Consider the following 12,732-nt stretch of genomic DNA (forward strand, 5'->3'; position numbering starts at 1 on the left):
GTTCTCTTTCAATTAATTCATTTGCAATAGAACAAGCAAGATAAGTCTTTCCACTACCAACATCTCCATAAAATAACAGTCCAACATTGTCTTTTTTCATTTGTTCAAAGCTTTTGGCATAGTTGTAAGCAACCTTGTAAGCTTGACCTTTTTCATTTAAGAATTTCTCAAAAGTATATTGGTGCTGGAGTGGCGATGAGAAGCAATCTCTTTTCAATGAAGATATTTTCATCAGTCTTTCTCTTTCTTCATTTTCATTGTCTCTCTTTATTTCACATTCACATTTAATTCTTGGAATAAACTTTGTAAATCCAAGGTCAAGTAATTCTCCATCGACTCTTTTATCACATACCTTACAATAAATATGTCCATTTCTTTCAATATCATTTTCTCTTAATACAAAATCTTTTAAGCTTTTCATAAACTCTCTCCTATATCGTAATTCATTTTCCTTGTTGTATTATCATTAATGTTTTTTGCCTGATCATTAAGATACCAATTGATTATCGTTGCCTTGTGATCTTGATACACTCTGTTATTTGCTTTCATATATGACGACAACCTATCAATGTATTCATTAATTCTACTTCCTAACTCATTTGTTAAGTCCTTGTATTCTTCATCAGTCAAAAATATATTTTTATATATTCCATAAGGTTTTTGCCCTTTACTAAAATCATTATTTCTTAACTCATTATTACTAATATTGTTATAGTTACCTTCCGATTTTCGGAAATCTTGAAGTCTGTTATTCGGAGTTCTTGAATTCCGATTTTCGGAAGTCTGGACTTCTGATTTTCGGAAATCTGGACTTCTATTATTTGAATCGGAGAAAACACTCATAAAATCTTTAACATATATCCTATTTGGTTTTCCAAGTCCTTGTCTTTTCTTTTCTATCAATCCAATTCCTGATTTTGTATCAAGCTCATTTATAATCTTTAAGGCTTTATCATTAGCACAGTTAAATTGCTCTTTAATAGCATCCATTGTGTAGTAAATAAAGACTTTTCCATCTTCATCTATCCAGCCATTTTTATATGAAAGACCCATTCGATTAAGCATATATGAATACAAAACTTTTGCTTCAATAGAAATGCTCTCAAAAATCTCATCTTCCATTAATACCATAGGTAACCTAATGAAGTTATACATCTCAGATTGCCTATTATAAAAATAATCAAAATTCATTCCTGCCTCCTTTCTTTGAAATAAAAAAAGAGCAGCCTTATTTAAGCTACTCTTGTAGAAAGTATAAAATGGGTTTTATCTTATTATATTTTTCTTTGTGTCTCCTCATACCAGTTGCAAAACTACTCTTACGTCCATGTAGTTTTTTTGGGTCTTTTTGATGTATCCTTCTTCATCTTTATCGAAGACAAAATGCTTATAAAACTGCTTAAAATGCAGGATTTCTAAATTTATATCTTTTGTATCAACGCTATAGTCTCCACATGCATAGATTGAGCAAACATATCTACTGCTTTTATTTTTTTAAGTTCGTAGCCTTTATCCATAAATCTTTTGATGTCTCGGGCTAGTGTTTGGGGGTTGCAGGAGATGTAGATTATGTTTTCTATTTGTGTTTTGGCTAGGGTTTTTATTATTTCTTTGTCTAGGCCAGCTCTTGGTGGGTCTATGGTTACTGAGCCTATTTTTTCTTTTTTGATGAATTTTTGATCTATGTAGTTGGCGTTTTTGGCTATGAATTTATAGTCTTTTAGCCCATTTGCCTCGGCGTTTTCTATGGCATCTTTTATGGCGCTTTTGTTGATTTCTATTCCAACTATGTGATCATTTGCAAGGGCCATGGATGATATGCCTGATCCACAAAAGAGGTCTAGGAGTTTTTTGTCCTTTTCTAAATATTGGCTGGCTTCAGAGTAAAGATTTTCTATTTGACTGTCATTTACTTGAAAGAAGTCGTCTTTTGATATTTTAAATTTTTTATCTTTTACTCTGTGGATAAGATAATCGTCTCCTATTGTTAGGGTGGATTTTTTGTTTGTTAGATTGATGTTAAAGTCTTTATTCTTATCTTTTAGGTAATTGTATAGGTTTTTTTCGTCTTTTGTGTAGATGTTAAGGAGGATTTTTTCGCCATTGCTTCTTATGCTGATTTCCTTGATTATTTTCCCATATTTTTTGTTTATATCTTGGCTGATTTTTTGTATTTGTGGTAGGTTTTTTCTTATGTGTTCGTTAGCAAGGAGGCAATCTTCTATGGCTACTAGGTCATTTGATGCTTTTTTGTTATAGGCTAGATTTCCATTTTCGTCTACTTGTAGTCTTATTTTATTTCTGTAATTTAGTTGTCTGCTAGGAATTATTTCGATTTCGTCAAGATCAATCTTGCACGTTTTCTTGATGGCATTTTTTATTAGATTTGTTTTTAGTTTTAGTTGTTGTTGGTAATTGATGTCCATAATAGTACAACCTCCACATTCATAATAATATGGACATGGAGGTTGTGTGTAATGACAGCTTTTTTGGGTTGTTTTTAGCTTTTTGGCTTCTATGAAGTTTTTATTTTCCTTAGATATTTCTATATCGCAAGTTTCACCATAGCTTGCCCCGTCTATGAAATAGACTTTCGATTCCGCTTTTCCAACTCCTCTGCCATCTTGTAGGATATCAATTATCTTTATGTCTTTTACGATCATTAGATAACTTTTGTTTCTCCTTTGTATATTACTCCGCCGATTGGATCGACTGTTATTGTTTCACCTGCTTCTACTAGGTTTATTATGTTTACAGCACCCACTACTGCTGGTATTCCAAAGTGAACTGCTGCTACTGCTGTGTGGCTTGTTAGTCCACCAGTTTCTGTTACTATAGCTGAGGCTTTTTCTATATATTCCGTGATATCTGCATCGGTGAATTTAGCTACTATGATGTCGCCTTCTTCAAATTTGCCTTCAAGTTCTTTTTTGGTTGAGCCTATTACGACTTTTCCAGATACAGACTTGCTTCCGATTCCTGTACCGCTTGTTAGGATATCTCCTATTACGTGAACTTTGATTAGGTTACTTGTTCCAGATACTCCTAGAGGTATTCCTGCAGTTACTACTGTGAGATCTCCTTCTTCTACATATCCTTCGGCAAGGGCCCCTACTATGGCTCTTTCGATTAGCTCATCTGTTTCTTTAGCTTCTTGGATTACTATTGGATATACACCCCAAACTATTGATAGTTGTCTTGCAACCCTATCTGTTACTGTTGCTGCAACTATGTTAGTTTTTGGCTTGAATTTAGATATAATTCTTGATGTGTTACCACTTGCTGTACAAGAGATAATTGCCTTGGCGTTAAGCTCTTCTGCGATGTTTTTGGTTGATCTTGCGATTGAGTTTGTAGTAGTGTTTGCAGAATGAATTTTAACGTCATAGACATTTTGGTAGAAGTCATCTGAAAGCTCTGTTGTTATACAGATGTTTCTCATAGTTTTTACTGCTTCTACTGGATATTTTCCGCCTGCTGTTTCTCCTGAAAGCATTACACAGTCAGTACCATCTATGATGGCATTGGCAACGTCAGTTGTTTCAGCCCTAGTTGGTCTTGGGTTTCTAATCATAGAGTCAAGCATTTGGGTAGCAGTAATTACTGGTTTTGCAGCATCATTACATTTTCTGATGATTTCTTTTTGAACTAATGGTATTAATTCAGTTCTAATTTCTACTCCCAAGTCTCCTCTAGCAACCATTATTCCATCACTTGCTTCAATGATTTCATCTACGTTATCAACACCTTCTTGAGATTCTATTTTAGAAATAATCTTGATGTGTTCTCCACCATGGTCTTCTAGAACTTTTCTTATATCATATACGTCTTCTTTTTTACGAACAAAGGATGCAGCGATGATATCAATGTCATTTTCTATACCGAATTTGATGTCATCTACGTCTTTTGGTGTTATTGCTGGAAGATTGGTCTTTGATCCTGGAAGGTTAACTCCCTTGTGGTTTGATAGAATACCATTGTTGAGAGCCTTACATACAACGTCTGTTCCGTCTTTTATTTCAAGAACTTCTAATTGAACGAGTCCATCATCTATATAAATTTCGCTACCAACTGCCACATCTTTTGGAAGGCCTTCGTAAGAAACAGATACAATTGATTGATCTCCCTCAACATCTCTAGTTGTTAGGGTGAAGATGTCACCTGGTTTTAGGAAGATTTCTTTAACTTTGAAGTTACCTGTTCTAATTTCTGGTCCCTTAGTATCAAGCATGATAGCTATAGGTTTGTTTAGTTTTCTTCTGATTCTTCTAATTGTCTTAATCTTTGCTAGGTGTTCTTCGTGAGTTCCGTGGGAGAAGTTAAGTCTTGCAACGTTCATGCCGTTGTTGATTAATTCTTCAAGAACTTCTTGACTTTCACTAGCTGGTCCGATTGTACATACAATTTTGGTCTTTTTTAAAATTTCTGTTTTCATCATTACTCCTATCTTGATAAAGAATTTGCAAGATCATATAGATTTTCATCAAATTCTGATTTCTTGCTTACTGCTTCATCTATACTAACTTCTATAATATTTCCATTTACATAACCGATGGCAAGATTTGTCTTGCCTTCACTAAGCAAATTAACAGCCCTAGATCCCATTGCAGATCCTAAGAGTCTATCAACAGCAGAAGGTGAGCCACCCCTTTGGACATGGCCTAGGATTGTTACCTTGGTTTCGATTCCAGTTTTTTCTTCAAGCTCTTTTGCTAGAGAATATGGATCGCCAACTCCTTCAGCGAGAGTTATAAGGTGGTGTAATTTTCCTCTTTTTCTACCATGTTCCATCTTATCAATTATTTCATTGATTGAGAAGTTGTGCTCTGGAACTATAATAGATTCTGCTCCACCAGCAAGACCTGAATATAAAGCAAGATCTCCACAATTACGTCCCATAACTTCTATTACAACTGCCCTACCGTGAGAGCTGGATGTATCTCTTAATTTTCCAATAGCATCAATTACAGTTTCTATGGCTGTGAAAAATCCTACGGTAAAGTCTGTATAGCCCATATCATTATCTATTGTTCCAGGTATGCCAATTGTGTTTATACCTAAATCAGATAGGGCCTTAGCTCCCTTAAAGGATCCATCTCCACCAATAACAATCAAGCCTTCTATTCCATAATCACTTAGAATTTGGGCTCCTCTTTTTTGTCCTTCTGGTGTTTGGAACTCTAAGCTTCTTGCAGTTCCAAGTATAGTACCACCCTTATGGATAATATCAGCAACTGAAGAAACATTCATCTCGTAAATATCTCCTTGCATAAGTCCATCATAACCATTTCTTATGCCTTTGATACGCATACCACTATTTAGAGCAGTTCTTACTGCCGCTCTTATAGCAGAGTTCATGCCTGGAGCATCGCCTCCGCTTGTTAGTATTCCTATAGTTTTCATAAAAACTCCTTAACTTATCTTAACATTTTCTATTCCTAAAAACTCTTCTAATACTTTAATGCTTTTTTCATTAATATCAAACCATAATTTCTTATCGAGCTTTACGCTTTTCTTCTTATCCGAAAAATAAATCACAACTGGCGTATCGCCCTTGTAGCGTACTAGAATGTTTCTTAAATCATTATACCTTAAGTATTTAGTTTTTAAGTATAAAGTCTTCAAATTTATTTGATTAATATCAATAAATTCAGATGTTAATAATTTTACATCCCTTTCATCAATTTGTAAATTTCCCTTAACTAGGACAGCGCTGTCTTCATCAATGACATTTCTATATTTTTTATATGTTTCTGGGAAAATCACCATCTCTATTGACCCATACATATCTTCAAGGTTGGCAAAGCACATTAGTTGTTTTTTCTTGGTCATAATCTCGCTTTTGTTGGTGATTACACCTGCCATAGAGACGAATTTCTTATCTAACATTTGAATCTCCAAATCACTAAGATTATCCTTATAATCACTTGTGAAATTCACAAAATCATTCAACCTATCAGCTAAATCAGAAAGTGGGTGGTCAGAAATATAAAAGCCAAGGACTTCCTTCTCTAGCTTTAGTTTGGTCTTTTTAGGATATTCATTAATATTTTGGATTTTAACATCATCACTTTTCTTGCTTTCGCTTGAAAAATCATCCAAGAGATTGAGCTGGCCTTTTAAGTTTACTTTTCTATTTTCTGAAACACTAGCCATGGCCTTCTCATATATTGCCATTAGCGAAGACCTATTGTAGCCCATCCTATCGAAGGCCCCTGCCTTAATAAGGGATTCTATCCCCTTCTTATTAAGGGCTCTTTGGTCAACTTCATCCACTCTTTGGAGAAAATCTTTGAAGTTTTCAAATTTTCCTCCCTTATCTCTCGCCCTTACTATGGCAGAAATCATATTTATACCGAGATTTTTGATGGCTGAAAGACCAAAAATAATTCTTCCCTCCTCAACCCTAAACTCTGCCAAGGACTTATTTACATCAGGTGGCAAAACTTCTATGCCCAGGGCCTTAGTTTCGTTAACATAAAGATAAAGCTTAGTTGATTGATCCATTACAGAAGAAATAAGATTAGCCATGTATTCTTCTGGATAATAGTGCTTTAGGTAGGCAGTTTGTACGGCTACCAGGGAATAGGCTGCCGAGTGGGACTTGTTAAAGGCATATTTGGCGAAAGAAATCATTTCGTCGTAAATTTGATTAGCGGAAAGCTCATCAACCCCATTTCTTACGCATCCAGCTATCTCAACCTCGCCTTTTTCATCAAGCCTACCATGGATAAATATTTCCCTATTTTCTTCCATGACTGCCATCTTCTTCTTAGACATGGCTCGTCTTAGATTATCAGCTTCCCCTAGAGAATAGCCAGCAAGTTTTTGTACAATTTGCATTACTTGCTCTTGGTAAACTATTATCCCATAGGTAAGATCAAGGATTGGCTTTAAGGCAGGGGTAATAAAACTAACGTCCTTTGGATTGTTCTTGTTGTGGATATATTTGGGTATCTCATCCATAGGTCCCGGCCTAAAAAGTGAGTTTGCAGCTATTAGATCATCAAAAACTGTAGGTCTAAGATTTTTTAAGAAATTTCTCATTCCTGCCGATTCAAATTGGAAGATTCCTATTGTTTTTGCCTTGTTAAACTGCTCGATTACTTTTTTGTCATTTACGTCAATTTTTCCTAAATCAACGTCAATACCACGATTTTTCTTTACGTCCTTGATGGTATTTTTTATGACAGTGAGGTTTCTTAGACCCAAAAAGTCCATCTTTAGTAGGCCCAACTCCTCAATTTCTGTCATATCGAATTGGGTTACCAATTGATCATTAGATAAGGCAAGGGGGATTATATCTGTTAGAGCTTCCTTAGATATTACAACTCCTGCCGCATGTATAGAGGTATGGCGAGGAAGGCCTTCTAGCTTTCTTGCTGTATCAATTAATCTCTTGCCTTCAAGATCACTTTCATATATTTCCTTGAATTTGCTAGATGCTTCAAAGGCCTTATCTATAGTCATACCTAGAGTAGAAGGGATGAGTTTTGCTATCTTATCTACCTTAGCATAACTTATATCTAAGACCCTACCTACATCTCTTATAGCATTTCTCGCCTGCATCCTACCAAAGGTGATAATTTGTGAAACATGATCTCTGCCATACACGTCATTAACATAATCGACCACCCTATCACGAAGAACATAGTCAAAGTCAATATCTATATCAGGCATGGAAACTCTCTCGGGATTTAAGAATCTCTCGAAAATCAAATTGTATTTGATAGGATCAATTTGGGTAATGTCTAGGGCGTAGGATACAATGGAGCCTGCCGCAGAGCCCCTTCCAGGGCCAACTGCTATATCATTATCCCTAGCATATCTTACAAAGTCCCAAACTATGAGGAAATAATCTACATAACCCATGGAGGAGATTACATTTATTTCCATATCTGCCCTTGACCTTATCTCCTCATCAATTTTTCCATATTTTTTGATAAGACCCTGGTCAACTAATTTTTTGAGATATTCTAAATTGCTAAGGCCATCCTCAACTTTACTAAAGTAAGGCAAGTGAGGCTCATGGAAAGTAAATTCAAGCTTACATTGATCAGCAATAAGCTTAGTATTGGTCAAGGCGTCCTCATAACCAGCAAAAATCTCTTCCATTTCTTCATAAGATTTTAGATAAAACTCGCTTGACGGCATCCTCATCCTATCCTCATCCTTGATTAATTTTCCAGTCTGGATGCACAAGAGGACATCTTGATAGTAGAAGTCTTCTTTATTTACATAATGAACATCATTTGTAGCAACTAGGGGGATTGCTGTTTCTTGGTGGATTCTGTTAAGCTTGGCATTTACCAAACTTTCTTCCTTTATGCCATGATTTTGAAGCTCTAGGAAGTAGTTTCCCTTGCCAAAGGCTTCTTCATAATTAAGTGCAGCCTTCTTTGCTCCCTCATAATCATTTTCTAGGATTTTTTGGTTAACTTCTCCATTTAGGCAGGCTGATAGGGCTATAATATCTCCTGCATGTTTTTTGATGAAATCAAAAGATACCCTAGGTTTATAGTAAAAACCATTGACATAGGCTTCTGATACAATTTTTATGAGATTTTTGTAGCCTTCTTTACTCTTAGCTAAAAGAATCAGATGGTAGTATCTCCTGTTTGTAGAATCTTTTATCTTGTGATCTTTTTCGCTGACATAGACTTCGCAACCAATTATAGGCTTAATATCACGTTTTTTGGCTTGCTTATAAAATTCTATAGCCCCATACATAGACCCATGATCGGTAATGGCAATTGACTCCATTCCCAATTCCTTTGCCCTATCTAGGAGGAGGTCGATTCTTGAGAAACCATCAAGAAGTGAATATTCAGTATGTACATGCAAATGAGTAAAATTCCCTGTCATTTCCCATCCTTCCTACAGTTCTTCAGAAAGCTTTATAAATTTTTGCAATCTATAATTCACCTTAGCCTTAGTCATAGGAGGATCCATCATCTCTCCCAGCTCTTCTATGGATAAATAAGGATTTTCCAAGCGAAGGCTAGCTATCTCTTTCATTTCAGATGAAAGCTTTTCGTATTTATCACTTTCTATAACAAGCTTTATAGCATCAACTTGCCTTAAAGAAGCCTTGACAGTCCTGTCTATATTTGCCTTATCAAAGTTGGTTTGCCTATTAATATTATTTCTTATAGACTTCATCGCCCTTACATTTTCTAATTCAAAAAGGGATCTATTGGCTCCAATTATAGCCAAAAAATCAGAAATCTTATCAGAATCCTTGATATAGACAATATAATAATCTCCCCTATCATTGATTTTTGCATTAAGGTCGAAGGTATCCATAGATTCTTTTATAAGCCTAAGTTCCTTTTCTTCCCTTGCTATAATTTCAAGATTGTAGCCTCTTTGGGGGTCGTTAATAGAGCCCTTATAGATAAAGGCAATCTTTAAAAAAGATTTGATATCATCAAGGGATACATCTTCTATATCAGAAAAATTGTCTATGAAACCCTCACTCTTTTTTTCTATCAAATCTTCAGATATTTCGTTATCTTCAACAAGAACCGTAAAGATTCTCTCTTTATCCTTATAGGATTTATCGAAAATTTCGAAAGTTGGTGAGTAATCGTAGAGATCCTTGATTAGATTGTAAATATATCTAGCATTGGAGTTTGAGTCAGTTTCGAATTTGACATTATAGGCTCCCCTATTTATCCTAATTGATCCTATAAAATGAATTATAGAAAGCAACTCTCCTAAAGTAGATATAGGTTCTTTTTTTAACACTTCTTTCTTACATCTTTTGGAAAAAGACATATTCCACCCCAGCTATCCTGCTAATTTCTCCCTAATTTTATCAATTGTGCATCTATCAACCTTGGCGTAGAGAAGATAATCATCGAAGGTCTTGTATTTTCTTAATATATAATCATAGGCTTCTCTCATATTGTAAGGGCTGGTAATCCTAAATATAGAAAGCTCATCATCTTCATCATATCTTTCTATATAACCTAGGAGGGCTGAGCTTATTTCATAATCAGCTATGATATCTGACCTTCCTACATCAGATAAGCCCATAAGAATCATAGAGATTATCCCCGTCCTATCCTTGCCTTCCTGGCAATGGAAGAGGCTTACTCCATCGTTATTTGCAAAGACTTCCATGATTTGTCTAATAGCCTTGTAGTTATCTATAAGATTTATATAGGTTCTTCCTATGCTTACTTCTTTTTTAATTATTCTTTCAATATCTTCTTTTCTAAACTCCCTATCTCCTGCCAAGGAAATATTATAATAGTCGAATTCTTCCTTGATTTTTTCGATAGAGCTAAGCTTGGGATTTATTTCCCCTTCTCTTCTTAAATCTATTATAGCTGTTACGCCAAGTTTTTTAAGATAAGCCAAATCATCATCCTTGCTATCATCTAGGCTTGCAGCTCTAATAAATTTCCCCCACTTAGTAACTTTGCCATCAAGAGTGGGTACTCCTCCCAAATCTCTAACATTCTTTACATTCCTAAGGGGGTATCTTTTCATATATTTTTCTTCCATCTATCCTTCTCTCTATGTTTTTTCACTAGTATATAATCTTCATCCTTTAATCTTTCATAGAGTCTTTCAACCATATAAACAGACCTATGTTGGCCACCAGTACAGCCTATGGCTATATTGATAATATCCTTACCTTGTTTGTAAAATTCTGGAACCAAATTTTTAATAAGCTTACAAAGATCATCTTCAAAGGCCTTGGAAGCCTCGAAGCCATCCAGAAAATCCTTTAGTTTTTTATTAGTTCCATTTTCATCCTTTAGTTCCTTAATATAATAAGGATTTGGCAAAAATCTTACATCAAATACAAATTCAAAATTATCACTTAGGCCATATTTGAAACCAAAAGATATAAGATTTATTATAGTCTTATCTTTCTTGTAGGCTGAATCTTCTATTACTTTTTTTAGCTCGCTTATCTTGTAATTTGTAGTATCTACAAATCTATCGGCGATCTTTCTAATTGGTTTTAGCAAGTCTTTCTCTTTTTCGATTCCCTCGCTTACATTTCCATATTCACCCAAGGGATGGGGACGTCTTAGTTCATTGTATCTTTTGTAAATAGCCTCATCTGAAGAGTAGATATAGATAATTTCTGTATCTATATTAGCTTTTTTTAGTCGAAGGAGGGATTCGTATAAATCATCTGTTAGAGAATATGACCTAAAATCAATTACCACAGCCATCTTTTCTATTGGATTTTTCTGATTGTTGTTAAGTTCTATAAATTTTTCTATTAGATAGGCTGGCACATTATCCATTGCATAATATCCCATGTCTTCGAAGGCCCTTAAGGCTGAAGTCTTGCCTGATCCACTAAGGCCTGTGATAATTTTAAGAATCATTAAAATTCTCCTATTAGTTTAACTTCTCTTTCTAATATAAAACCTGTTTTTTCGTTTACAATTCCTGAGACTTCTTTGATAAAGGATAGCATGTCCTTACAAGTTGCCTTATCGACATTAATGATAAAGCCACAATGCTTTTCACTAACTTGACAATCTCCCTTCCTATAGCCTCTTAATCCACATTCATCAATTAATTTTGAAGCGTAAGAACCTTGGGGTCTTTTGAAAGTTGAGCCTGCAGATTTTCTATCAAGGGGTTGTTTGCTCACCCTCCTGTGGGTGAAGTCTTCATATTTTTCTCTTATCTCTTCCTTATTTCCTGCTCTTAGCTTAAAGCTTGCTTGAGAAACTATTAGATTTTCTTCAAATATTTTAGAATGTCTATAAGAAAAGTTCATCTGATCATTGGTAAAATTGTATTCCTGTCCAGAAAAATCGAAGGCCTTTACATTTACACAAATATCCTTTATCTCTCCCCCGTAGGCTCCTGCATTCATAGCTACAGCTCCACCAATAGATCCAGGTATGCCGGATATCTCCTCCATGCCAGCAAGTCCCTTATCAATTGCAAAAAGAGCTGCTTCATTTAGGCTTGTTCCAGCATAAGCAGTAAGAATATCGCCTTCAAGCTTTATTTCATCGTAATTAGAGGAAAGAACTATAACGCAACCCCTAATACCCTTATCGCTGATTAAAAGATTTGATCCCCTACCAATAACAGTCGTCTTAATATTTTCTCTGTGATTTATCTTTAATATATTTTTTAATTGTTCTTCATTGTTTGGTTTAATCAAAATATCAGCCCTACCGCCGATACCAAAAGTAGTGTAGTCTTTGGTTATTTCATCTGCGAGAACTTCTCCCACATTTTCCTTATCGTATATAGATTTTAAGTCCATATTCCCTCCTAAGATTCATTTAAATCTTTTTATTTCTACAAGGACTATACCTTAATTAGGCTTATATAACTATGATGGAGATTCTCTATTGACTCTTAGGGAGGATAATCTTTAAATTTCTAACAAAAATATTTGTAATTTATCCTAATCTTTGGTAGAATAATAAAGATGAATAAAAGCTAGGAGGTGTAAGAATGGCAAGAGCATGTGATATCTGCGGTAAGGGAACCCAATCAGGTAAGACTGTAACTTTCTCTCACAGACAAATCAATAGAACATTTAAAGCAAATGTGCATAAAGTAAAAGCTTTAGTAGATGGAACACCTAAAACATTAAACGTATGTACTAAATGTCTAAAAAGCGGTAAAGTAGAAAAAGCATAATTGCAAAATGTTTTTTTTATTTTAAATTAAATAATTTTGTATTAAAAAGGATGAGGAATTTTCCCCATCCTATTTCTATGTTTAAATTCG

Annotated in this window: 11 protein-coding genes; 1 reads left to right on the forward strand and 10 read right to left on the reverse strand. The window is 34.8% G+C overall.

The window, feature by feature from the left end; genetic code table 11:
• The 10 genes from P6936_RS06615 to murB form a co-directional block, all read right to left on the reverse strand.
• On the reverse strand, nucleotides 1–421 hold a 421-nt coding region (locus tag P6936_RS06615), incomplete at its 3' end, for a DnaA ATPase domain-containing protein (RefSeq protein WP_276881188.1).
• Nucleotides 418–1,191, reverse strand: coding sequence for a replication initiator protein A (locus P6936_RS06620; RefSeq protein WP_276881189.1), 774 nt, complete (start codon nucleotides 1,189–1,191; stop codon nucleotides 418–420). The genes P6936_RS06615 and P6936_RS06620, both read right to left, overlap by 4 nt.
• Before the next feature lie 230 nt (nucleotides 1,192–1,421).
• Nucleotides 1,422–2,663: a 23S rRNA (uracil(1939)-C(5))-methyltransferase RlmD gene (gene rlmD / locus P6936_RS06625; protein ID WP_276881190.1), complete on the reverse strand. Its 1,242-nt coding sequence runs from the start codon at nucleotides 2,661–2,663 to the stop codon at nucleotides 1,422–1,424.
• Nucleotides 2,663–4,435, reverse strand: coding sequence for a pyruvate kinase (gene pyk, locus P6936_RS06630; RefSeq protein ID WP_060929422.1), 1,773 nt, complete (start codon nucleotides 4,433–4,435; stop codon nucleotides 2,663–2,665). The genes rlmD and pyk overlap by 1 nt, the downstream gene beginning before the upstream one ends.
• An 8-nt stretch (nucleotides 4,436–4,443) precedes the next feature.
• Nucleotides 4,444–5,403, reverse strand: a complete 960-nt coding sequence (pfkA, locus tag P6936_RS06635) for a 6-phosphofructokinase (protein WP_276881191.1) — start codon at nucleotides 5,401–5,403, stop codon at nucleotides 4,444–4,446.
• A 9-nt stretch (nucleotides 5,404–5,412) separates the two neighbouring features.
• Nucleotides 5,413–8,865 carry a DNA polymerase III subunit alpha gene (locus P6936_RS06640; RefSeq protein WP_276881192.1) on the reverse strand — a complete coding sequence of 1,151 codons (3,453 nt, stop codon included), beginning with the start codon at nucleotides 8,863–8,865 and terminating at the stop codon, nucleotides 5,413–5,415.
• 12 nt (nucleotides 8,866–8,877) lie between these two features.
• Complete coding sequence (whiA, locus tag P6936_RS06645) at nucleotides 8,878–9,780, reverse strand: DNA-binding protein WhiA (protein ID WP_060929419.1); 903 nt, start codon at nucleotides 9,778–9,780, stop codon at nucleotides 8,878–8,880.
• 12 nt (nucleotides 9,781–9,792) lie between these two features.
• Entirely contained in the window at nucleotides 9,793–10,515 is a 723-nt protein-coding gene (locus P6936_RS06650; protein ID WP_004837703.1) for a tyrosine-protein phosphatase, read from the reverse strand.
• Entirely contained in the window at nucleotides 10,497–11,357 is an 861-nt protein-coding gene (gene rapZ / locus P6936_RS06655) for an RNase adapter RapZ (protein ID WP_004837702.1), read from the reverse strand. The genes P6936_RS06650 and rapZ overlap by 19 nt, the downstream gene beginning before the upstream one ends.
• Nucleotides 11,357–12,259 carry a UDP-N-acetylmuramate dehydrogenase gene (gene murB / locus P6936_RS06660; protein ID WP_276881193.1) on the reverse strand — a complete coding sequence of 301 codons (903 nt, stop codon included), beginning with the start codon at nucleotides 12,257–12,259 and terminating at the stop codon, nucleotides 11,357–11,359. Before murB ends, rapZ begins: the two co-directional genes overlap by 1 nt.
• 194 nt (nucleotides 12,260–12,453) lie before the next feature.
• Here murB and rpmB point away from each other — a divergent pair, with 194 nt between their 5' ends.
• Complete coding sequence (gene rpmB, locus P6936_RS06665) at nucleotides 12,454–12,642, forward strand: 50S ribosomal protein L28 (protein ID WP_004837700.1); 189 nt, start codon at nucleotides 12,454–12,456, stop codon at nucleotides 12,640–12,642.
• Nucleotides 12,643–12,732 lie beyond the last annotated feature (90 nt).

The sequence above is a fragment of the Anaerococcus tetradius genome (assembly GCF_947087635.1).
Lineage (GTDB): Bacteria > Bacillota > Clostridia > Tissierellales > Peptoniphilaceae > Anaerococcus > Anaerococcus tetradius.

Bases quoted from the DNA above. Each gene is read 5' to 3' on its own strand.
- pfkA (WP_276881191.1), bottom strand. From the start codon at position 5,403: ATGAAAACTATAGGAATACTAACAAGCGGAGGCGATGCTCCAGGCATG.
- rlmD (WP_276881190.1), bottom strand. From the start codon at position 2,663: ATGATCGTAAAAGACATAAAGATAATTGATATCCTACAAGATGGCAGA.
- rpmB (WP_004837700.1), top strand. From the start codon at position 12,454: ATGGCAAGAGCATGTGATATCTGCGGTAAGGGAACCCAATCAGGTAAG.
- murB (WP_276881193.1), bottom strand. From the start codon at position 12,259: ATGGACTTAAAATCTATATACGATAAGGAAAATGTGGGAGAAGTTCTC.
- P6936_RS06640 (WP_276881192.1), bottom strand. From the start codon at position 8,865: ATGACAGGGAATTTTACTCATTTGCATGTACATACTGAATATTCACTT.
- pyk (WP_060929422.1), bottom strand. From the start codon at position 4,435: ATGAAAACAGAAATTTTAAAAAAGACCAAAATTGTATGTACAATCGGA.
- P6936_RS06620 (WP_276881189.1), bottom strand. From the start codon at position 1,191: ATGAATTTTGATTATTTTTATAATAGGCAATCTGAGATGTATAACTTC.
- P6936_RS06650 (WP_004837703.1), bottom strand. From the start codon at position 10,515: ATGGAAGAAAAATATATGAAAAGATACCCCCTTAGGAATGTAAAGAAT.
- rapZ (WP_004837702.1), bottom strand. From the start codon at position 11,357: ATGATTCTTAAAATTATCACAGGCCTTAGTGGATCAGGCAAGACTTCA.
- whiA (WP_060929419.1), bottom strand. From the start codon at position 9,780: ATGTCTTTTTCCAAAAGATGTAAGAAAGAAGTGTTAAAAAAAGAACCT.